A 20,497-nucleotide genomic window follows, 5' to 3' on the forward strand; every position below is an offset into this window, starting at 1 on the left:
CTCGGTGAGCACCCCGCCGGCCAGCGAGCCGATGATCATGCCGCTGGCGCCGGCCGCCGCCCAGACCGACAGGGCCCGGTTGCCACCGGACCGTCATCATCGGCCGGGCATGCGCCAGTTGCTCGTCCCTGCGGCCCCGAAGGCCCAGGCGGCCGTACGACGACGGCGGCGGTGCCCCTGCTCCAGGGGGCACCGCCGCCGTGGCGTTCCGGGCGCGCGGACTACCCCGCCGCCCCCCGGGCGGTCTCGGTGCGGATGAAGTCCGCCAGCCGGGCGACGCCGGCCGCGACCCGGGCGGGCGTCAGCGAGCTGATCGAGAGCCGGAGCCGGTGCTCCCCGCCGCCGGCCGGGTAGAACGGCGTCATCGGCGTCCAGAGCACGCCGAACTCGCGCGCGCAGCGCTCCATCGCCGCGTCGTCGGCCGCGAAGGCCACCGTGAGCACCGCGAAGAAGCCGCCCTCCGGCACGTTCCAGGACAGCCCCAGGCGCTCCCGCTCGGCGGCCGGGAAGCACCGGTCCAGCTCGGCCAGCAGGACGTCCATGACGGCCGCGTAGTGGGCGGTGGCGGGCGCGTTGGCGGCCCGCAGCCGGCAGTCGTGGGTGAGCAGCATGCCGCCGATCACGGCCTGGCTGAGCGCCGGCGTGTTGACCGTCGTCATGCTCTTCAGCCGGGCCAGCTCGTCGGCCAGCAGGGTGCGCCGCCCGCCGGGGCCGAGCACCTCCTGGTCGGCGACGACGTAGCCGAGCCGGGCGCCGGGGAAACAGGTCTTGGCGAAGGAGCCCAGGTAGACGACCCGGCGGTGGCGGTCCAGCGCCTTGAGGGTGGGCCGCTCGCCGGGCCGCTCCCCCGCGTCCCGGGCGAAGAAGCCGTACGGGTTGTCCTCGATGACCAGCAGGTCCTCCTCGGCCGCCGCCGCCAGCAGCCGGGCGCGGGCCGGGACGGGCATCGAGGTGCCGGAGGGGTTGGCGAAGTCCGGCACCACGTACAGGGCGCGCGGGCGCCGGCCGGCGGCGCGGACCTCCCGGGCGGCGGCGCGCACGGCCGCCGGGTCCGGGCCGCCGTCCGGCCCCTCGGGGACCGGCACGGTGGTCAGGTCGAGCAGCCGGGCGGCGCCGGTGACGCCGACGTAGCAGGGCGAGCTGACCAGCAGGACGTCCTGCGGACCGGCGCAGAGCGCGCGCAGCGCCAGCAGCATGCCCTCCTGGGCGCCGACGGTCAGCACCAGCGCCTCGGGGGCCACGGTGAGGTTCTCGTCGTGGGCCAGGGTGCGGGCGACCAGGTCGTTGATGATGCCCTTGGTCGGCCCGTACTGGAACAGGGTGGTGCGGATCGCGTCGCGGTCCAGGCCGCTCGCGGCCAGGTGGTCGAGGTAGGCGTCCAGGTAGACGGGGACGTCCTCGGGCTCGAAGAAGCCCTCGTAGGGGCGGCCGGGGGCGAAGGAGACCGCCTGCGGGTAGCGGGTGGTGACCTCGTTGAGGAAGGTCATCGCGTCCAGCAGCGGGTCCGCGAGGGAGCCGTGCAGCTCGCCGAGCGGGAGCGTGACGGCCTCGGCGGGCCGGTCCTCCGCGGGCGCGGCCGGCGCGGAGGGGACGGTGGAGACGGAGGGGACGGAGGGGGCGCTCACGCGAGGGCCTCGCGCAGCCGCGCGGCCGCGTACGCCTGGGCCTCGGCGGCGCCGTCCAGGGTGCCGGTCATGGCGAAGAACCCGTGCGGCATGCCGGCCCAGCGCCGCAGCGCCACCGGCACGCCCGCCGCGCGCAGCGCCTCGGCGTACTGCTCGCCCTCGTCGCGCAGCGGGTCGTACTCGGCGGTGATGACGGTGGCGGGCGGCAGGCCGGCCAGGCTCGCGGCGCGCAGCGGCGAGGCGTGCGGGTGGGCGCCGTCCGCCGGGTCGGCCAGGTAGTGGCCCCAGTACCAGGCGACCGAGCGGCGGTTGAACAGCGCCGGGTCGTCGTGCTCGCGGAGCGAGGGGGTGTCGGCGCGGGCGTCGGTGTTGGGGTAGACGAGCAGTTGGTGGCGCAGCGCCGGACCGCCCTCGTCGCGGGCGAGCAGGGCGAGCACGGCGGCGAGGTTGCCGCCCGCGCTGTCGCCGGCGACGGCGAGGCGCCCGGCGTCCACGCCGAGCCCGTCCGCGTGGGCGGCGAGCCAGCGGGCGGCGGCGGCGCAGTCCCGGACGGCGGCGGGGAAGGGGTGCTCGGGGGCGAGGCGGTAGCCGACGGAGGCGGTGGCGCAGCCGACGGCGTTGGTCAGCGCGCGGCAGATCGCGTCGCTGGTATCGGGCGAGCCGAGGGTCCAGCCGCCGCCGAACAGGTAGAGCAGTACCGGCGACGGGCGGCCGTCGGCGGGCGGTTCGGGCCGGTAGAGGCGCAGCGCGAGTTCGCCGCCGGGGCCGGGGAGGCGGTGCTCCTCGACGGCGGCCACCGGCTCGGGGGTGCCCGCGGCGGCGCGGATGTCGGCGAGGTCGGCGGCGCGGGCCTCGGCGACGGTGAGGCTGTAGAGCGGGGCCGTTCCGGCGCTCGCGCGGCGGTCGCGCAGCGCCTGGGCCTGGGGGTGCAGGGGCATCGGGGTTCCCTCGGGACGGGGCTGGGTCAGCGGTCGGCCTCGACGTAGACGGTCTCGTCGGTGCGGAAGGGGGTGTCCAGGTCGGCGACGTCGGTGCGGGCCCCCTCGCGGTAGGCGCAGTGGCGGATCCGCCCGGGCTCGAAGCCGGCCAGGGTGAGGACGTGCCGCAGCTCGTCGAGGTCGTAGATCCACTGGTGACCGTAGTGGCGGAAGATCTGGTTGACCAGGAAGGCGGGGCGCTGCGGCATCGGCGGGCCGAAGCCCATGGTGGTCAGCCGCCGGCGGTGCTTGGTGAGGAAGCCGTCCCCGGTGGCGTAGCCGACCAGGTAGCGGGCCAGGTCGGGGGTGGTGATCCGCAGCACGCCGCCGGGCCGCAGCACCCGGCGGGCCTCGCGCAGCCAGCCGACCGCGACCGGCATGGTGACGTGCTCGATGAGGTGCTCGGCGTAGACCCAGTCGACGCTTTCGTCGGCGAAGGGCAGCGGCTCGGCGATGTCGAGCTGGGTGAACCAGCGGTCGCCGTCGACCCGGTAGAGGGTGCCGGGCTCGGTGGTCGTGTCGGGGCCGCGCAGGGCGGTGAGGTCGGTGCCGAGGCCGGCCGGGTGGGCGGTGCGGAAGGCGGCGAACTCCAGGCCGGTGACGCCGAGGTCGGTGAAGTCCGCGTGGTCGTACGGGAGTCCGCCGGCGGCGGCTTCCAGCGTCCGACAGGTGGCGACGTCGGCGCTGAAGCGGTCGAGCTGCTCGGCGAGGCCGTCCGGGTCGTCCCAGTCCCAGCCGGGGAAGGCGTCCTGTCTGCTCATGGTGTCGGTGTTCCGATCGTTGCGTCGGGGTGCGTGGGCGGGAGGGTCAGCGCGGCCAGGGCGCGAGGGCGGTGCGGTCCAGGTCGGCGACCGCGGGTCGGCCCAACAGGGCCATGGTGTGCTCCAGTTCGTCGCGCAACAGGTCGAGGACGCGGGTCAGGCCGGCCTCGCCGCCGGTGGCCAGTCCCCAGAACGCCGGGCGGCCGACCAGGACGGCGCGGGCGCCGAGGGCGAGGGCGACGGCGATGTCCGCGCCGCCGCGCACCCCGCCGTCGAGCAGCGCCGGGAGGTGCGGCGGCAGCGCGTCGACGACCTCGGGAAGGGCGGCCAGGGCGGGCAGCGCGCCGTCGAGTTGGCGACCGCCGTGGTTGGAGACGACGACCGCGTCGACACCGTGCTCGGCCGCGAGCCGGGCGTCCTCGGCGGTCAGCACGCCCTTGAGGACCAGCGGCAGCCGGGTGCGTTCGCGCAGCCAGGCGAGGTCGGACCAGGTCAGGGTGGGGTCGAACTGTTCGCGGGCGTGCTCGGCGATGCCCGAACTGCCGTGGCCGGCGCGGTGGCTGGCGGCCATCAGGGCGGGGTCGAGGTTGACCGCGCGGATCTCCGGCGGGACGGCGAAGCCGTTGCGCAGGTCGCGCAGCCGGCGGCCGATCCGGGGGGCGTCGACGGTGAGCAGCAGGGCCGCGAAGCCGGCCGCCTCGGCCCGTTCCACCAGCGCGGCGAGGGCGTCGCGGCGGCGCAGCCAGTAGAGCTGGAGCCAGAGCGGGCCGGTCGCGGCGGCGGCGATCTCCTCCAGGGTGCGGCTGGCGAAGATTCCGGCGACCAGGAGGGCGCCGGCCTTTCCGGCTGCCCGCGCGGTCGCCGTTTCGCCGTCCGGATGGACCAGTCGGTGGTAGGCCATCGGGGCAATTCCGACCGGCAGTTGCAGGGTGCTGCCGAGCAACTCGACGGCCGGCGCGCAGATGGAGACGTCGACCAGCGCGCGGGGGCGGAACGCATAGCGTCCGAACATTTCCCGGTTGGCCGCCACGGTGCGTTCCGAACCGCTGCCGCCTTCGACGAAGTCCCATACTTCTGGGGGCAGTTGGTCGCGCGCAGCGCGTTCGATCCCGGCCAGTGTGAGTGGTGCCACGGGCATCCTCGTTCCCGGACCGGCCGCGTTCGGACCGGTCCACGGATCGGCAGCGTAGGAGGTCTGCACCACATTGGTATAGACCTTGATTTGACCAATCGTCTGTGCAATGGTCTGGCAACGGAATTGGACGTATTGCTTGTGATGTCATGTGAACATCGTCCGGTGTCCATGACAAATCTCCTCACTGTGTGGAGTGGCGTTGACCGGCTTTTCCCCTTCTTCACCGCCGCCCGCCTCACCCCCGCACGCCGATGCTCCCGCCGACTGGGTCGACCGGGTGCTGCTGGCCGGCCCCGGGGGTGAGGAGTGCCTCCGTTTCGGCACGCCCGTCGACCGCGACGCCCTGCGCGCGCTGGTCGCCGAGCAGACCGAACGGCTGGCCGCGGCCGGCCTCGGCCCGGGCGGCACCGTCGCCCTGCGGCTGCCGCCCTCCCTGGGCTTCGTCGCCGTGCTCCTGGCGGGCTGGCGACTGCGGGCCCAGGTCGCTCTCCTGGACCACCGCCTGACCGACCACGAGGTCGAGCTGGCGGTGGGCCGACTGGCCCCGCAGGTGCTGGTCGGCTCGGCCTCGCGGCCCGCGGCCGCGGCGCTGCGCGGCTACTCGCCGGCCGACCCGGTCGCCGTCCGGCTGCCCGCCGGACGGCCCGCCGGGACCGGCCACGCGCTGGTCCAGCTGAGCTCCGGCTCGACCGGCCCGGCCAAGGTGATCGCCCGGACCGCGAGCGACCTGATCCGCGAACTCGACTGCTACCGACGGCTGTCGGCATTCCCCGGCGAGGGCGAGCGGGTCGTCCTGCTGTCCTCGGTGGTGCATGTGCTCGGCCTGGTCGGCGGGCTGCTCAACAGCCTGTCCGCGCGCGCCCCGCTCACCGTCCCGGACCGGATGACGGCCGCGGGCATCCTCGCGGCGGTCGCCGCCGACGGCCGCCCGACCACCGTGATCGGCGTGCCGTTCCACGCGGAACTGCTCGCCGGTGCGGCCGAACCACCCGAACTGCCGCAGCTGCGGCGGATGGTGGTGGCCGGCGAACTCGTCCGCCCGGGCCTGCCCGCGGCGTTCACCGCGCGCTACGGCGTCCCGCTCGGCACCATGTACGGGATGACCGAGACCGGGGTGATCGCCACCGACCTGGACGGCACCCTGCACCCGGCCAAGCAGCCCGTGCACGGCATGGAGCTGCGGCTGGTGGGCGGCGAGCTCCAACTCGGCACCCCCGCCTCGCCCTACCCCGGGCTCGACGACCCGACCCGCTGGGCGGACGGCTGGCTGCACACCCGCGACGCCGCCGTCCTCGACCCGGACACCGGCCGGGTCACCGTCCTCGGCCGTCGGGACTCGCAGGTCTCGATCGGCGGCCTCAAGGTCGACCTCACCGAGGTCGAGCAGACCCTCGCCGCGCTGCCCCAGGTCAGGGAGGCCGTGGTGGTCTTCGACGACGGCGCCATCGAGGCCTACCTCTCGGCCGAGGACGGCGCCGACCGGGCACTCGTCCAGGACGGCCTCGCCCGGCAGCTCGCCGCCTACAAGCGGCCACGCCGGCTGGCCTTCCTGCCGCAGCTGCCCCGCACCGCCACCGGGAAGCTGCTGCGCGACCCGGTGGCCCTGCGCGCCGCCGCCGGCTGAGCCACCGGCACCGGCACCGGTGCCGTTCGCGACCCGCCGCGCCGTGATCCGGCGTGCCCGGGCGCGTCCGTGACGGGCCCGGGCGGCTCCCCAACGGGCGGCATCCGACTGCCCGTTGGCGCCACCGCCGACGACCCGAAGGACCACGTACCTTCCCCGACGACCCCGAGCGCCGTGCGCGCCCGGGCACAAGGAGCCCACCATGCAGGACCGCATCCGCGCGTTCGTCCTCGCCGCACTGACCGAGATGCAGTACGACGTCTCCGAGGTCACCGGCGACACCGACCTCGGCCCGGCCGGCCTGGACCTGGAGTCGCTCGCCCTCGCCGACCTCTCGGTCCAGGTCGAGGACGAGTACGGGGTCAAGTTCGACCTCGACGAGATGGAGAGCACCGCGCTGATGACGCTCGACGAGTTCACCGCCGACGTCGCCGCGCGGATCGCCGCCACCACCGCCACCGCCGCCTCGGGCAGCCCGGCGTGACCGACCTCGCCCGCCCCGACCGGGCCGAGGTCCTCGCCATGCTCGCGGCCTTCGGGCAGCGCTCCGCCGAGGATGTCCCCGAGGAACTCGGCTCGCTCGAACTCACCTGGCTGATAGCTGAGTTCGAGCAGCGCTACGGCATCGAGCCGGACCTCGACGACGATGCCTTCGAGGCCGTCCGGACGGTCGACGACGCCGTGGCGGTGTTCCGCGCCACCGTGGACGCCGCAGTCAACGCCGCGGGCTCCCCCGTGGACACCACCCCGGGGGCCGCGCGGCCATGAACCGCCACGCCCCGCCCGCCGTCCGGCCCGTGGTGACCGGTGTCGGCGTGCTCAGCGCGGCCGGCGACGGACCGGCCGCGCTCACCGAGGCCGTCGTCCACGGCAAGGCCGCGTTCGGCACGGTCACCCGGTTCGACGTCTCGGCACGCCGCACCGTGCGCGCCGCGCTGCTGCCCGAGCCGCGCCCGCTCGCGGACGCCGTGCTCGCCGCCGTCGGCCAGGCCTGCCGCCGCGCCGGCCTGGACCCGGCCGCGCCCGAGGGCGGTCCGCCCGTGCTGTTCGCCCTGCACAGCGACCTGCGCACCCGGGCCGCCGTCGGCGCGGTCGCGGGCGGGGCCGCCGCCGCCTGGGGCTCCCCCGGGGTCACCCGCGCCTACACCGGCGCCTGCGTCGCGGCCGCGACCGCCGTCGCCGACGCCGCCGCGCTGGTCGCCACCGGCCGCCACCCCCGGGTCCTGGTCGCCGCCGGACACCTGGTCGAGCCCGGCGTCTTCGCCGCCTTCGACGCCGGCCGGGCGCTGGCCCGCGACGGCGAGCTGCGTCCGTTCAGCGCCGGCCGCAGCGGCACCCTGCTCGGCGACGCGGCCGCCGCCGTACTGGTGGAGGCCGAACCGGAGGCCGAGCGGCGCGGCGCGCCCGTGCTGGCCCGGCTGGCCGGCTGGGGCCGGGCCGGCGACGCCCACCACGTCTGCCGCCCCGAACCCGAGGGCGACGGCGTGGCACGGGCGGTCGAGGCCGCGCTGGGGCGGGCCGGGATCGCGCCGGCCGAGGTCGGCTACGTCAACGCCAACGGCACCGGCTCACCGCTGTCCGACCTCGCGGAGGCCAAGGCCCTGCACCGGGTCTTCGGCGCGCACACCGCGCGGCTGCCCGTCAGCTCCAGCAAGGCCGTCCACGGCCACGCACTCGAAGCCTCGGCACTGCTCGAACTCGTCGTCACCATCGGCGCGTTGACCGCCGGCGCGCTGCCGGTCAACGCCGGCTGGCTGGGCCCGGACCCGGACATCGGCCTGGACCTCGTGCTGGACGGCCCGCGCGCCGCCCGGCCGCGCTACGCGCTCACCCTCAACTCCGCCTTCGGCGGCGCCAACACCGCACTCCTGGTGGCCGCCCGATGACCACGCTGCGCATCCTCGCCGAGGCCGCCTGGCCCGACCCCGACGCCCGCGAGCCCGAGCCGCTCCCTCCGCTGCCCGGCTTCGCCGCCTCCTCCTTCAACCCCCTGGTGGCCGAGACCGCCGAACGCTGCCTGCGCGCCCGCCACGGCGCGGCCCCGGCCCCCGGCCGCACCGCGCTGCTGCTGGCGAGCACGGGTGGCGACCGGGCCACCGCCCGCGCCATCGACGAGGCCGCCGCCGACACCGGCCGGCGGATGCCCCCGCTGCTGTTCTTCCAGTCCAACCCGAACGCCGTGCTCGGCCACATCGCCGCCCGCTGGGGCCTGACCGGCCCGGTGGTGGCGATCAGTCCGGTGCAGGCCCCGCCACCCGGACGGGTCCCGCAGGACGCACTCGACCTGGCGGAGCTGCTGCTCGCCGACGGCGACGCCGACCAGGTCCTCGTCATCGCCGCCGAGCAGGCCGACCCCGCCGACCCCGCCGACTCCACTGACTCCACCGACTCCACCGACTCCACCGGCGACGGAGGCGGAGGCGGAGGCGGCACCGACCGGGCGGTGGCCCTGCTGGTGACCGCCGTCTGACCCCCGTCCCGAGACCGACCCGAACCGCCGCCGTCCGTCCACCCCTGCGCACCACCGGCGCGAACGGTCCCCCACCCGCCGCGTCCCGCCGCAGCACGCCCCGCACGCCCGCACCCCGGGAGGGATCCACCCCGTGAGCATCCGCAGTATCCGCACCCTGCTGGCGGACGACCCGGCCGTCGGCGCCGGAAACGTCCTCACCAGCCGCCTCGCGCTCGGCCTCGGCCTCGACGAGCCGCTGCTGACCTTCGACACCCCGGTGGACGACCACGCCGCCTGGCAGCCCTTCACCCTCACCGAGCTGGACCGCGCCGTCCGGGCCCGGTCCGCCGCCCTGCACGCCCTCGGCATCGGCCGGCGCGACCCGGTGGTGGTGTACGCGAGCGACGCCGCCGACCACGTGCTGGCCTTCCTCGCACTGGCCCGGCTCGGCGCCATCCCCGCGCTGCTCAACCCCCACCTGGACGGCGAGCGGGCCGCCCGCTACATCGCCAAGCTCGGCCCGGTCGGCATCCTCGCCGACGCCCCGCACCTGGCCGCGCTGGCCGGCCACGAGCCCGGCGCCCCCGTGCTGCCCGAGATCGCCACCCTCGGCTCCGGTGACCCCGAGGCCGCCCCCGCGCCCTACCGGCACTGGGCCGGCGACCCGGTCGCGATCACCCACTCCTCCGGCACCACCGGCATGCCCAAGGCCGTGGTGCACTCGCACGCGAGCCTGTACGCGGCGATCCGCCACCGCGCCCGGCTGCCCCGCCCGCAGGGCCAGGACCGGATGCTCAGCGCGCTGCCCGCCCCGCACGCCGCCACCCTGATCGCGGTCAACCTCGCCCTCGCCTCGCACACCCGACTCGCCGTGCTGTCCAGCCAGTCCGGCGCCGGCGTGCTGGACGCGATCGAGCAGTGGCGCCCCAGCGGCGTGGTCGGCTTCGCCGCCACCTGGGCCGACCTCGCCCACCACGACCTCGCCGCGCGGGACCTGGACTCCGTCGCGCTCTGGTGGAACACCGGCGACTGCGCCCACGAGGTGCACATCCGCCGCCTGGTCGCCGCCGGCAGTCGCGAGTCGGTGACCCGCGAGGGCCGGGTCCGGGTGCCCGGCTCGCTGTTCGTCGACGGCCTCGGCTCCACCGAGATGGGCCACTCGCACTTCTTCATCACCCACGGCCCGGGCACCGATCGCTACGGCCGCTGCGTCGGGCGCCCGCACGCCTTCGTCGACTGCGAGCTGGTCGGCCCGGACGGCGAACCGCTCGGCCCCGGCGAGGTCGGCGAACTCGCCACCACCTCACCGACCTTGGCGCTCGGCTACTGGAACGACTCGGCCACCACCTACCGCACCCGGCTGCGCGGGCGCTTCCTCACCGGCGACCTGATGTACCGGGACGAGGAGGGCTACTACTACCACGTCGACCGGGCCGTCGACTCGGTCGAACTCGGCGACGGCAAGCGGCTGTTCACCGCAATGTCGGAGGAGCGCGTGCTCGCCGCCTGCCCCGAGGTGCTGGACTGCACGGTGGTCGCGGTGCGCGACGGCGACCGGGTGGTCACCGACGTACTGCTGGTCCTGGCCGCCGGGGCCGACCCGGCCGCCGACCGCACCAAGGCCGTCACCTCCGCGCTGGACGAGGCCGCCGCGGCCACCGTCCGCCAGGTCGTCGTGGTGGCCGGGGGCGACATCCCGCTCGGCCCGACCGGCAAGGTGCGCAAGGTGCTGCTGCGCCGGCGCTACCTGGACGCGGTCGCCGCCGGGGTGAGCGCATGAGCGCCGCTCGCCGCCCGGGCGCCGTGGTCACCGGCATCGGCCTGGTCACCCCGCTCGGCCGCAAGCCCGCCGAGGTCTTCGACGCGCTCACCGCCGGCCGCACCGGCATCCGCGCCCTGCCCGAGGGCCACGCCGCCCACGGCTGGCTGACCGCGGCCGGCCTCGCCCCGGCGGTGGACGGCCGCGAGGTGCTGCCGCCCACCGAGACCCGCTGCGTGGACCGCTTCGTGCTGCTCGCCCTGGCCGCCGCCGACGACGCGCTGGCCGACGCCGCCCTGGTGGTCGGCGAGGACGCCGACCCGCACCGCACCGCCGTGGTGCTGGCCACCGGCGGCGGCGGTCTGGAGACCTTCGAGCAGCAGTCCCACCGCCGCCTGGAACGCGGCCGTCCCGGCGTCAGCCCGTACCTGCTGCCCGGCATGCTCTCCAACATGGCCACCGCCCGGATCGCCATCAAGCACGGGATCCGCGGCTTCAGCACGGCCATCGTGACGGCCTGTGCGGCCGGCGCCCAGGCCGTCGCCGAGGGGCTGCGGCTGATCCGCTCCGGCGACGCGGACGTGGTGGTGTGCGGCGGCACCGAGTCCTCGCTGCACCCGACGATCGCCGCCGCGTTCACCAACGCCCGTGCACTGTCCTCCGGTTGGGACGATCCGACGCAGGCCAGCCGGCCCTTCGACCGGCGGCGCAACGGCTTCGTGCTGGGCGAGGGCAGCGCCGTCCTGGTGCTGGAGAGCGCCGAGCACGCCGCCGCCCGCGGCGCCGCCGGCTACGCCGAGCTCACCGGCTGGGGCGCCTCCACCGACGCCCACCACCCGACCATGCCCCGTCCCGACGGCGCGGGCGCCGCCGACGCGATGCGCGCCGCGATCGCCAACGCCGGTCTCGCGCCCGCCGACATCGGCTACGTCAACGCCCACGGCACCGGCACCAAGCTCGGCGACGTCGCCGAGAGCGCCGCGCTGAACGCCGTCTTCGGCCCGCACCGCCCCGCGGTCAGCTCCACCAAGGGCGCCACCGGCCATCTGCTGGGCGCCGCGGGCGCGCTGGAGGCGGCGGTCACCGCGCTCGCGGTGGCCCGGGGGACCCTGCCGCCGACCGTCAACCTGGACGAGCCGGACCCGGCCTGCGACCTGGACCACGTCCGGGGCGCGGCCCGCACCGTCCCGCTCACCGCCGCCCTGAGCAACGCCTTCGCCTTCGGCGGGCACAACCTCAGCCTGGTCTTCGAGCCCGCCTCCACCCCGTCCCTCCGCTGACGCCGCCCGGCGACGCGGCGCGGACACCCGTGCCAGGCCCCTCGTCAACTCGCGATCCCCCGGGGAGATCCCGTTGTCCATCCAGTCCATCGCCCACGTCGAGTACCACTGCGCCGACGCCGACACCACCGCCGCGGAGCTCTGCGCCGACTACGGCTTCACCGGCGCGACACCCGATCCGGACCAGCTCGCCGCGGCCGAGTCCGCACACGCCCGCACCCTCCTGGTGCAGCAGGGCACCATCCGCTTCCTGCTGCGCTCCGCCACCGACCCGGCGCACCCGGTGGCCCGCTACGCCGCCCGGCACGGCGAGGGCGTCGCGGTGCTCGCGCTCTCCTGCCCCGACCCGCAGGCCGCCCTGGACCGTGCCGAGCGGCACGGCGCCCGGGTGCTGGACCGGGCCGGCGGGCTGGTGGCCGGCTTCGGCGACACCGCCCTGCGGTTCGTCCCGGAGGCGCCGGCCGCCCCCGAGCCCGCCGACGGCTCGCCGCGCCTGCTGGACGCCCTCGACCACGCCGCGATCTGCCTGCCGGCCGGCGAGCTGGCGCACGCCGTGAAGTTCTGCGAGGCCGCGCTCGGCATGCACCGCATCTTCGGCGAGTACATCGAGGTCGGCGAGCAGGCGATGGACTCCAGCGTGGTGCAGAGCGCCTCCGGCGAGGTCACCTTCACCCTCATCGAGCCCGACACCACCCGCCGCCCCGGGCAGATCGACACCTTCCTCGCCGACCACGAGGGCGCGGGCGTCCAGCACCTGGCGTTCCGCACCGGCGACATCGCCACCGCCGTACGCACCATCCGCGAGCGCGGCGTGGCGTTCCTGACCACCCCCGGCACCTACTACGACGCGCTCGCCGAGCGGCTCGGCGGCACCGCGATCCCGGTCGGGACGCTGCGCGAGCTGGACGTGCTGGTCGACCAGGACCACGGCGGGCAGCTGTTCCAGATCTTCGCCCGCTCGACACACCCCCGGCGGACGTACTTCGTGGAGCTGATCGAACGCCAGGGCGCCGGTACCTTCGGCACCGCCAACATCAAGGCCCTGTACGAAGCCGTCGAGCGGCAGCGCGCCGCCGCCTCCGTCTGAGCCGCCGCCGGCCGCACCACGGCCGGCGCCCACCCGAGCCCTCACCACCACAGGAGGCCCGTCCCCCATGACCACCGCGCCCGCCGCACCCGAGTTCCACCTCACCGAGGCCGAACGCGCCCTGCTGCCCACCCCCGAGGAGGTGGCCGGCTACCTGGAGCACGGCTGGTACCTGTCCCGCAAGCTGTTCAGCGACGAGGAGCTGGACGCCCTGCAGGCCGCCACCGAGCTCTACTACGAGGGCCACCGCGACCGCACCCTGCCGGTCCGCCCGCCCCGGCTGGCCTCCTGGGAGCCGGCGCACGGCCCGGTCCAGCGCCACAACGACTACGTGCACTACGAGAGCGACGCGATCGGCGCGATCCTGCGCAAGCCGCTGCTGGGCGCCGTCGCCGCGCTGCTCGCCGAGGCCGAGGAGGTCCGGATCTTCCAGGCCACCCTCATCTACAAGCCCCCGGTGCCCGGCGAGCCCAGCAACCAGGTGCCGTGGCACTTCGACAAGCACTACTGGCAGACCTCGAGCTCGGACCGGATGCTCACCGCGTTCCTGCCGTTCCACGACTGCGCCGAGGAGAACGGCACCATCACCATGGTGGACGGCAGCCACCGCTGGAAGGAGCTGCCCTCCGAGGAGGACTCCACCCGGCACTTCGCCGACCGCGACAACTCCGAGCTGGACGCGATCCTGGACGCCAACGCGGCGTACAACGGGACCGAGGTCCGCAAGGTCCCGATGACCATCCCGCGCGGCCACGTCAGCTTCCACCACTGCCGCACCTACCACGGCAGCGGACCCAACCTGGCCGCCCACCCGCGCCGCGCCGTCTCGCTGCACCTCCAGGACGGCGCCAACGCCTACCGGCGCGCCACCCGCCCGGACGGCGGGACGGTCGTCTACAACCACGACGTCCTGGTGCGCGGCACCGCCGACGGCCACCCCGACTACGCCGACCCGGAGTTCTGCCCGACGGTGTGGCGGGGCGCCCGGTGACGACCACGGCACCCGCCGTCGCCGCGCTCGACACGCCCGAGCGGCGGTACCGGATGCTGCGGCTGATCCGGTCCTTCGAGGAACGGGCGCTCGACCTGGTGAAGTCCGGGGTGATCACCGGCGGCATCCACCCGTACATCGGGCAGGAGGCCGTCGCGGTCGGCGTCTGCGCCGCGCTCCGGGCCGGCGACCGGCTCGCCTCCACCCACCGCGGGCACGGCCACGTGCTGGCCCGGGGCCTCGACCCGGCCCGGCTGCTGGCCGAACTGGCCGGGCGCACCGGCGGCTCCAACCGCGGCCGGGGCGGCTCGATGCACGCCGCCGACCTGCGGCTGGGCATCCTCGGCGCCAACGGCATCGTCGGCGCCGGCGCACCGATCGCGGTCGGCGCCGCCTGGGCCGACCGGCAGGCGGGCTCGGACGCGGTGGCGGTCGCCTTCTTCGGCGACGGCGCGCTCAACCAGGGCGTGCTGCTGGAGTCGCTCAACCTGGCCGCGATGTGGCGGCTGCCGGTGCTCTTCGTCTGCGAGAACAACGGCTACGCCACCACCCTGCCCGCCGGCACCGCGGTGGCGGGCAGCGCGACCGGCCGGGCCGCCGCCTTCGGCATCCCCGCCGCCGAGGTCGACGGCATGGACACCGAGGCGGTCCGGGCCGCCGCCGAGCAGGCCGTCGCCCGGGCGAGGGCCGGCGGCGGTCCCGGCTTCCTGGAGTGCCGCACCTACCGCTTCGAGGGCCACCACACCATGGAACGGCGGATGAAACTGCACTACCGCACCCCCGAGGAGGTTGCCGCCTGGCGCGAGCGCGACCCGCTCCCCCGGGCCGCCGCCGCGATCGGCGCCGACCGCGCCGCCGCCCTGGACGCCGGGGTGGCCGCCGAGATCGTGGCCGCCGAGGAGTTCGCGCTCGCCTCGCCGCACCCGGACCCGGCCGGCGCCACCGACCACCTGTACGCCTCCGGGCTGCGGCCCCGGGCGGGGGCGGTGACATGAGGCTTTCCTACACCAAGGCGCTCAACCGGGCGCTGGCCGACGAGTTGGCCGACGATCCGGCGGTCTGCGTGTTCGGCGAGGACATCGGCGCCGGGATGGCCGGGCCCACCCTCGGCCTGCTGGACCGGTTCGGGCCGGACCGGATCGTCGACACCCCGCTCTCCGAGCAGGCGTTCACCGCGATGGCGCTCGGCGCGGCACTGGCCGGGCGGCGGCCGGTGCTGGAGTTCCAGATCCCCTCGCTGCTGTTCCTGGTCTTCGAGCAACTCGTCAACCAGGCCCACAAGTTCTCGCTGATGACCGGCGGCCAGGCGGGCGTCCCGCTCACCTGTCTGGTCCCCGGCTCGGGCTCCCGGGACGGCTGGGCGGGCCAGCACTCCGACCACCCGTACAGCCTCTTCGCGCACGCCGGGATGAAGACCGTCGTCCCCGCCACGCCGACCGACGCCTACGGGCTGCTCCGCTCGGCGATCCGGAACCCGGACCCGGTGGTGGTCTTCGCCCCGGCCGCCGCGCTGCCGGTCCGCGAGACCGTCACCTGGGAGCTGGCGCCGATCCCGCTCGGCACCGCCCGGGTGCACCGCAGCGGCACGGACGTCACCCTGGTCGCCGTCGGGCACCTGGTGCACGACGCGCTGGCGGTGGCCGAGGAACTCGCCGGGGAGATCTCGGTCGAGGTGCTCGACCCGCGCACGCTGCACCCGTTCGACTGGGCCGCGCTGGGCGCCTCGCTGGAGCGCACCGGGCGGCTGGTGGTGATCGACGACTCCAACCGCAGCTGCGGGATCGGCGCCGAGGTGCTGGCCACCGCCGCCGAGGAGTTCCGGCTCACCGCACCGCCGCGCCGGGTCACCCGGCCGGACGGGGCGGTGCTGCCGTTCGCCCCCGCGCTCGACCGGGCGCTGCAGCCGGACCGGGAGCAGCTGCGGCACGCGCTGCGCGCCGTCATGAAATGACGCTTCATCAGCTGCTTTCCAGGGGGCGGTCCTTGTGGCCGCCCCCTGTCGTCCGGTCCGGGCTCAGAGCACCTTGGGCACGGCCGCGAGCAGGGCCGGCAGCTCGTCGGACGGGTCCCGGTAGCGGTGCAGCAGCGCCCGTCCCTCGGTCCCGCGCAGCCGCGCGGCCAGCCGGGCCGGGAGCACCGCCGTGATCAGCAGCCCGGTGCCGCCGAAGCCCTCGACGGCCCAGCAGACCCACGGCAGCGGATAGTTGGCGGCCGGACTGAAGAAGACCGGCCGCTGGCCCTGGAAGGTCGCGTCGTAGAGGCCGAAGCGGCTCCAGTTGGAGAAGCTGATCCGGCGCCGCGTCGGGTCGAAGCCGATCGGCACGCAGGAGCCCAGCCCGGGGCGGCCCAGCTCGGCCAGGAAGCGCAGATTGGCGCGCAGGTTGAGGTGGTCCTCCGCGTACCCCAGCACGGCGGTGCGCAGCGCCCCGGCGAGGGCGGCCGGGCCCTCCTCGGGGGCGTACGGCAGGTGGATGTCGCCGAGCAGGTTGCCGACCAGGGCGTCCGACAGGCCGAGCGGGCGCCGGGCGTTGACCGGGACGGTGAGCCAGCGGGTCTCCCGGTCGCCGTCCAACTCCCGCAGAGTGTGCACGACATGGGCGCAGAGCGCGTCGCCGGAGGAGACCCAGCGGCCGGCCGCGGCGCCGAACTCCTCGCGCATCCGGGCTGTCTCGGCGTCGCCGAAGTACAGCTGGACGGTCCGGTTGGCGCGCGGACCGGCCGCCACCTCGCGGTCCAGCACAGCGCGCTCGGCCGGTCCGGGCACCCGGAATCCGGGCCGGCCGCAGTCCTCGGCGGGCAGCACCCGGTCGAGCAATCCGTCCTGGTCCTCGACGAGTTCGGCTGCCGGGAGCTCCTCGCCCTCGACCGCCGCCGACCAGGCGCGCAGCAGCAGCGCGAAGCTGTGCAGGTCGCCGATAGCGTGGTGCCAGGAGCAGCCGAGCACGGTGCCGCCGTCACCGGTGCGGGTCACCCGGACGGCGAGCAGCGGTCCGCCGCCGGTGCGGGCGGCCCGGGCGTCCAGCGGGTCGACGTGCAGCGCTCCGGGCGCGGTGACCCGCCCCATGGACTCGGCGAGCGTGCCGTCGACGCGGTAACTCACCATCGGGACACCGGAGTCGTCGCAGACCGCCTCCAACACCCCGTCGACGGTGCGCAGTCGGCCGGCGAAGACCGGGACGCGCTCCAGCGCCCGGGCCAGGCCGGCGGCGAGGCGGTCCTCGTCCAGCGCGCGTTCGAAGAAGAGGACGACCGAGACGGCGAGGTCGGCGAGCATGGTGTCGGCCAGACCGCAGCGGACCATCGTTCCCGGGGCGGTGCCCGCTCTGACCGTACGGGTGTCGCGCAACTTCGGCCAGACGCTCATCGATTCATCCCGGGGCGGTCGAGTGAGTCGTGCGGAATGCCCCGGACGACCGTGCAGATCTCTCCGAACGATAGGGCAGTCTCCCGGCAGTGATCCAGTGGTCCAGTCCAATTCCGTGGTATCGGACCGGACGGACGGTACGGAACGGCGGACGGACGGCGGGCGGACTAGAATGATCCGCAGCTGATCGACCCGCGCGCAGGAGTTCCGGATGAACGCCGTCAGCCAGGTGTTCGCGCTGATCGCCGCCGCCGTCCACCTCGTGGTGTGGCCGCTGGAAAGCTTCCTCTACGGCCACCCGAGGGTCCGTCGGCTGCTCACCGCCTCCACGTCCGACGCCCCCCAGGTCCGCCTCTGGCGGGTCAACGTCGGCTTCTACAACCTCTTCCTCGCCCTCGGCCTGGTCGCCGGACTGGTCGCACTGCACCGCGGCGAGCCCGTGGTCGGCCGCACCCTGATCACCTATCTCAGCGCCTTCATGATCGCGGCCGGCACCACCCTCGTCGTCTCCGAGCCCCGGCTCTGGCCCGGGGCCCTCGGCCAGGCCCTCCCCCCGGCCGTCGTCCTGCTGGCCGAGGCCGCGAGCTGACGGGCGCCCAGCCGGCCGCCCGGCCGGGCACCCGCCCCGGGCTACCCGACCTCGCCGCGACGGGGGAGGCGGGCGGCGGCGAGGGCACCGAGGGCGCCGGCCAGCAGACCCCAGCCGGCGGCCAGCGGGACCAGGGTCCACAGCTGGGGGTCGAGGGTGAGGGTGCCCCCGGCGAGCGCGGCGGCGGGACCGGACGGACCGGCGGCCGGGCCGAGGACGGAGCTCAGCAGGCCCCCCAGGCCGCCCTCGCCGAGCCCGACGCCGAGCACCGAGAGGCCGTAGTCGGCGGAGACCCTGGTCCAGACGCCGACCAGCAGCACGGTGACGGCGGCGGCCACCGCCAGCCGCACGGCGTGCCGCCAGGGGCGGACCCCGCGCGGTGAGCGGTGGGCGGCCAGCACCCCGGCCGCGAGCATCAGGACGGCGGCCAGCGGGAGCAGCCACCAGGCCCGGCCGTCCTGTTCAGCGAGCGTGCCGAGGCTCACCGTGCCGCCCCCGCCCTCGCCGGTGCGCAGCACGGCGGCCAGCGGCTTGGGCACCGGCAGCCCGATCGCCCCGACCAGGTGGCCGTGCCACTCGCCGCCGAGGCCGACGCCGAAGGCGATCCAGACCAGGTTGGGCAGGGCGAGCAGCGCGACGGCGGCGACCTGCCGGGCGTCGCCGTGCACGACCGCCGTGCCGATCGCGGCCGCCACCCCGAGCAGCACGTAGCCGAGCAGCACCAGCAGCATCGCGAACGCGGCCGGGCGGACGGCCTGCTGGAAGGGCACCAGGGAGCGCGGCAGCGGCGCCCGGCGGGAGACGGCGAAGGTCGCGGCGAGCACGACGAGCAGCCAGAGCAGCCCGAGCCCGAGGGTACGGGCGGGCTCCGCGCGGAAGCCCACCTCGGGGTGGAGGCCGAGGGCGCCGCCGAGCTGTTCGGCCAGGCCGTCGCCGAGCGTCACCGTGAAGGTGTGCCGGGCGACGGCGCAGAGCAGCGCCAGCGCGACCAGCCAGACCACCGCCGTCCGGGCGGCGCGGCCGAGCAGTTCACGGCCGCCGGCCACCGCTCGGTAGCGCAACTGGCGCAGGAACACCTCGGCCACGGCCAGCGCGCCGACCAGGCCGACGGAGAGCGGCATCGCGGTGATCCCGGCGTCGACCGAGGCGAAGAAGCCGGCGCCGCCGTCGAGCTCGACCGATCCGCCGACGGCGAGCGCGAGCGTGGCGGCGAGCACGAACGGGAAGGCGCCGCCGGGCAGCGCGTCGGCGCCGGCCGCCCAGAGGCCGAGCGCGGCCACCACCAGCATCGCGGCGAGGCCGGCCACGACGACGGCCACCGCGTCCAGCCAGTCGTGCAGGGCGCCGGGCGGTCCGGCCGCCGCCGCGCCGGGCGGCGGGCTCGAACGGGCCTGCTGCTGCATACGGGCCTCCCTGTCGGGGTCGGTGTCCCCCGCGCGTCCGTTCCGGGCCCGCCCCTCGCCTGGCACCAGGGTGGCCCACGAGCCGCCGCCCCGCCCGGGCAGCGCGGCGCGCGCACGGCCGGGCGGACGACCGAACGGCCCCGGGCGAGGGGCGCGCGCCGGGCGAGGGGCGGGCTGCTGTTGCGGCGGGCGGGGAGCGGGGGGAGAAATGGATGCGGGCGGCAGGAACCTCCTGCGCCGGCCGGACGGACCGGTCGTCCGCCCGCAGGACCCGGGCCCGGCGCCGTTCACCCCGTCGGGGGAACGCCGGCCGCGCCACCCGTGCCACCGCGACGAAGACCTCCGCCGACGAGCCCGCGACGGCCGCCGGACCCACCGGCCGAGCCGATCCGAACAGTGGGAGGACCCATGCTCCGCTCTCGCCCCAAGCGCTCGGCCCTCGGCGCCGCCGGCGCCCTCACCGCCCTGCTGACGGCCTTCGCCGGCACCGCCCCGGCCCAGGCCGCGCCCGCCGCCGTCTCGCCGACCGTGTCGCCGACGGCCCCGTCCGGACACGTCCCGGCCAACAGCGACTACCAGTGCGCCCCGGGCAACCTCTGCACCCTGGTCTGGGACCCCACGACGGGCGACTACAAGATCTTCTACCTCTACACCTGCGCCCGCTACAGCCTCAGCGGCTGGAGCGGCCACGGGTTCTACGCCGACAACCAGACCAGCGGCACGAGGTCCTCGTTCTACGACGCGAACGGCCGCGCGCTGAAGTCCTTCACCGCCGACGGGGGCGCCAACCACACCCAGGACTGGACGCCCGTGCGGTCGATCCGGAACTGCTGACACCCCCCGGTCCCCCGCGCGCCCCGTCCACGACTCCGGTGGGCGGGGCACGGCGCGCGGTCAGGGCAGCAGCACCTCGGCGTCGTCCGGTCCGAGCACCCGGCCGTCGGCCGCCCTGACCTCCACCCGGGCGACCGGCGCACCGGCGGCCCGGTCGACCAGGCGGGCGCGCGGCTCGTCGTCCGTGAAGAAGTACTGCTCGCCCCACTGGCGCAGCGCGGTGACGACGGGAAAGAGCGCCCGCCCCTTCTCGGTGAGCACGTACTCCTGGTACGGGCTGCCGTCGGCGGCCGGGGCCAGTTCGAACACGCCGTTGGCGACCAGGGTGGCGAGGCGGGCGGAGAGGATGTTCTTCGCCAGGCCGAGGTTCTTCTGGAACTGCCCGAAGCGGCGCAGCCCGTCGAAGGCGTCACGGACGATCAGCAGCGTCCAGCCGTCGCCGAGGACGTCCAGCGGCCGGGCGACCGGGCAGGCCGAGTCCTCGTGCGAGGTGCGTTTCGGCACGTGCCCCCTCCTCTCACCTGCGGCCCCGCGCTCCGGCGGGGCCGGTTTCACCCTGCAACCCTATCGCGCCGGCTGCCGACGACTAGTGGTTGCTTAAAGAAACCTCTCCGTG

At 75.9% G+C, this 20,497-nt stretch carries 20 protein-coding genes; 13 read left to right on the forward strand and 7 right to left on the reverse strand.

All coding sequences use genetic code 11. From position 1 onward, the window contains the following. Positions 1-221: 221 nt before the first annotated feature. Genes ABZW10_RS20245 through ABZW10_RS20260 form a run of 4 tightly spaced genes read right to left on the reverse strand, consistent with a single transcriptional unit; the run spans position 222 to position 4,495 of the window. A complete protein-coding gene (locus ABZW10_RS20245) occupies positions 222-1,625 on the reverse strand; it encodes a PLP-dependent aminotransferase family protein (RefSeq protein WP_355367448.1) in 1,404 nt (467 codons plus the stop codon). Beyond that, positions 1,622-2,563 (reverse strand): alpha/beta hydrolase, encoded by a 942-nt coding sequence (locus ABZW10_RS20250; RefSeq protein WP_355367451.1) that lies wholly within the window; start codon positions 2,561-2,563, stop codon positions 1,622-1,624. The genes ABZW10_RS20245 and ABZW10_RS20250 overlap by 4 nt, the downstream gene beginning before the upstream one ends. Before the next feature lie 26 nt (positions 2,564-2,589). After that, complete coding sequence (locus ABZW10_RS20255) at positions 2,590-3,363, reverse strand: methyltransferase domain-containing protein (protein ID WP_355367454.1); 774 nt, start codon at positions 3,361-3,363, stop codon at positions 2,590-2,592. A 46-nt stretch (positions 3,364-3,409) separates the two neighbouring features. Then, a complete protein-coding gene (locus tag ABZW10_RS20260) occupies positions 3,410-4,495 on the reverse strand; it encodes an alpha-hydroxy acid oxidase (protein WP_355367457.1) in 1,086 nt (361 codons plus the stop codon). A 202-nt stretch (positions 4,496-4,697) separates the two neighbouring features. On the opposite strand from ABZW10_RS20260, the gene ABZW10_RS20265 reads away from it, so the two are divergent. The 11 genes from ABZW10_RS20265 (at position 4,698) to ABZW10_RS20315 (ending at position 15,642) form a co-directional block, all read left to right on the forward strand. Further along, complete coding sequence (locus ABZW10_RS20265) at positions 4,698-6,122, forward strand: fatty acid--CoA ligase family protein (protein WP_355367460.1); 1,425 nt, start codon at positions 4,698-4,700, stop codon at positions 6,120-6,122. 202 nt (positions 6,123-6,324) lie between these two features. After that, a complete protein-coding gene (locus tag ABZW10_RS20270) occupies positions 6,325-6,606 on the forward strand; it encodes a phosphopantetheine-binding protein (RefSeq protein ID WP_355367462.1) in 282 nt (93 codons plus the stop codon). Then, positions 6,603-6,890, forward strand: coding sequence for an acyl carrier protein (locus ABZW10_RS20275; protein ID WP_355367464.1), 288 nt, complete (start codon positions 6,603-6,605; stop codon positions 6,888-6,890). Before ABZW10_RS20270 ends, ABZW10_RS20275 begins: the two co-directional genes overlap by 4 nt. Further along, positions 6,887-8,008: a beta-ketoacyl synthase N-terminal-like domain-containing protein gene (locus ABZW10_RS20280; RefSeq protein WP_355367467.1), complete on the forward strand. Its 1,122-nt coding sequence runs from the start codon at positions 6,887-6,889 to the stop codon at positions 8,006-8,008. The genes ABZW10_RS20275 and ABZW10_RS20280 overlap by 4 nt, the downstream gene beginning before the upstream one ends. Beyond that, on the forward strand, positions 8,005-8,592 hold the full coding sequence (locus ABZW10_RS20285) for a hypothetical protein (protein WP_355367470.1): 588 nt from the start codon (positions 8,005-8,007) through the stop codon (positions 8,590-8,592). Before ABZW10_RS20280 ends, ABZW10_RS20285 begins: the two co-directional genes overlap by 4 nt. Positions 8,593-8,725: 133 nt before the next feature. Continuing rightward, positions 8,726-10,354: a class I adenylate-forming enzyme family protein gene (locus ABZW10_RS20290; protein WP_355367473.1), complete on the forward strand. Its 1,629-nt coding sequence runs from the start codon at positions 8,726-8,728 to the stop codon at positions 10,352-10,354. Next, positions 10,351-11,613, forward strand: a complete 1,263-nt coding sequence (locus ABZW10_RS20295) for a beta-ketoacyl-[acyl-carrier-protein] synthase family protein (protein WP_355367476.1) — start codon at positions 10,351-10,353, stop codon at positions 11,611-11,613. The genes ABZW10_RS20290 and ABZW10_RS20295 overlap by 4 nt, the downstream gene beginning before the upstream one ends. Before the next feature lie 73 nt (positions 11,614-11,686). After that, complete coding sequence (hppD, locus tag ABZW10_RS20300) at positions 11,687-12,700, forward strand: 4-hydroxyphenylpyruvate dioxygenase (RefSeq protein ID WP_355367479.1); 1,014 nt, start codon at positions 11,687-11,689, stop codon at positions 12,698-12,700. A 67-nt stretch (positions 12,701-12,767) separates the two neighbouring features. Further along, complete coding sequence (locus ABZW10_RS20305) at positions 12,768-13,691, forward strand: phytanoyl-CoA dioxygenase family protein (RefSeq protein WP_355367482.1); 924 nt, start codon at positions 12,768-12,770, stop codon at positions 13,689-13,691. Then, a complete protein-coding gene (locus ABZW10_RS20310) occupies positions 13,688-14,686 on the forward strand; it encodes a thiamine pyrophosphate-dependent dehydrogenase E1 component subunit alpha (protein WP_355367485.1) in 999 nt (332 codons plus the stop codon). Before ABZW10_RS20305 ends, ABZW10_RS20310 begins: the two co-directional genes overlap by 4 nt. Continuing rightward, positions 14,683-15,642, forward strand: coding sequence for a transketolase C-terminal domain-containing protein (locus ABZW10_RS20315; protein ID WP_355367488.1), 960 nt, complete (start codon positions 14,683-14,685; stop codon positions 15,640-15,642). The genes ABZW10_RS20310 and ABZW10_RS20315 overlap by 4 nt, the downstream gene beginning before the upstream one ends. Before the next feature lie 63 nt (positions 15,643-15,705). Here the strand turns inward: ABZW10_RS20315 and ABZW10_RS20320 are convergent, their stop codons facing one another. After that, positions 15,706-17,055 (reverse strand): acyltransferase, encoded by a 1,350-nt coding sequence (locus ABZW10_RS20320; RefSeq protein WP_355367491.1) that lies wholly within the window; start codon positions 17,053-17,055, stop codon positions 15,706-15,708. 211 nt (positions 17,056-17,266) lie between these two features. Here ABZW10_RS20320 and ABZW10_RS20325 point away from each other — a divergent pair, with 211 nt between their 5' ends. Then, positions 17,267-17,644, forward strand: coding sequence for a DUF1304 domain-containing protein (locus ABZW10_RS20325; RefSeq protein WP_355367494.1), 378 nt, complete (start codon positions 17,267-17,269; stop codon positions 17,642-17,644). A 41-nt stretch (positions 17,645-17,685) separates the two neighbouring features. Here the strand turns inward: ABZW10_RS20325 and ABZW10_RS20330 are convergent, their stop codons facing one another. Continuing rightward, positions 17,686-19,047 carry a streptophobe family protein gene (locus tag ABZW10_RS20330; protein ID WP_355367497.1) on the reverse strand — a complete coding sequence of 454 codons (1,362 nt, stop codon included), beginning with the start codon at positions 19,045-19,047 and terminating at the stop codon, positions 17,686-17,688. A 408-nt stretch (positions 19,048-19,455) separates the two neighbouring features. Here ABZW10_RS20330 and ABZW10_RS20335 point away from each other — a divergent pair, with 408 nt between their 5' ends. Beyond that, positions 19,456-19,881: a hypothetical protein gene (locus ABZW10_RS20335; RefSeq protein WP_355367500.1), complete on the forward strand. Its 426-nt coding sequence runs from the start codon at positions 19,456-19,458 to the stop codon at positions 19,879-19,881. Positions 19,882-19,941: 60 nt separating this feature from the next. On the opposite strand, the gene ABZW10_RS20340 is transcribed toward ABZW10_RS20335, so the two are convergent. Beyond that, on the reverse strand, positions 19,942-20,385 hold the full coding sequence (locus ABZW10_RS20340; RefSeq protein WP_355367503.1) for a helix-turn-helix domain-containing protein: 444 nt from the start codon (positions 20,383-20,385) through the stop codon (positions 19,942-19,944). Between the last annotated feature and the right edge of the window lie 112 nt (positions 20,386-20,497).

This window comes from Kitasatospora sp. NPDC004723, assembly GCF_040609255.1.
Lineage (GTDB): Bacteria > Actinomycetota > Actinomycetes > Streptomycetales > Streptomycetaceae > Kitasatospora.

Coding starts and splice junctions, on each gene's coding strand:
- ABZW10_RS20335 (WP_355367500.1), top strand. CDS start 19,456: ATGCTCCGCTCTCGCCCCAAGCGCTCGGCCCTCGGCGCCGCCGGCGCC.
- ABZW10_RS20325 (WP_355367494.1), top strand. CDS start 17,267: ATGAACGCCGTCAGCCAGGTGTTCGCGCTGATCGCCGCCGCCGTCCAC.
- ABZW10_RS20270 (WP_355367462.1), top strand. CDS start 6,325: ATGCAGGACCGCATCCGCGCGTTCGTCCTCGCCGCACTGACCGAGATG.
- ABZW10_RS20285 (WP_355367470.1), top strand. CDS start 8,005: ATGACCACGCTGCGCATCCTCGCCGAGGCCGCCTGGCCCGACCCCGAC.
- ABZW10_RS20305 (WP_355367482.1), top strand. CDS start 12,768: ATGACCACCGCGCCCGCCGCACCCGAGTTCCACCTCACCGAGGCCGAA.
- ABZW10_RS20315 (WP_355367488.1), top strand. CDS start 14,683: ATGAGGCTTTCCTACACCAAGGCGCTCAACCGGGCGCTGGCCGACGAG.
- ABZW10_RS20320 (WP_355367491.1), bottom strand. CDS start 17,055: ATGAGCGTCTGGCCGAAGTTGCGCGACACCCGTACGGTCAGAGCGGGC.
- ABZW10_RS20295 (WP_355367476.1), top strand. CDS start 10,351: ATGAGCGCCGCTCGCCGCCCGGGCGCCGTGGTCACCGGCATCGGCCTG.
- ABZW10_RS20250 (WP_355367451.1), bottom strand. CDS start 2,563: ATGCCCCTGCACCCCCAGGCCCAGGCGCTGCGCGACCGCCGCGCGAGC.
- ABZW10_RS20330 (WP_355367497.1), bottom strand. CDS start 19,047: ATGCAGCAGCAGGCCCGTTCGAGCCCGCCGCCCGGCGCGGCGGCGGCC.
- ABZW10_RS20255 (WP_355367454.1), bottom strand. CDS start 3,363: ATGAGCAGACAGGACGCCTTCCCCGGCTGGGACTGGGACGACCCGGAC.
- ABZW10_RS20280 (WP_355367467.1), top strand. CDS start 6,887: ATGAACCGCCACGCCCCGCCCGCCGTCCGGCCCGTGGTGACCGGTGTC.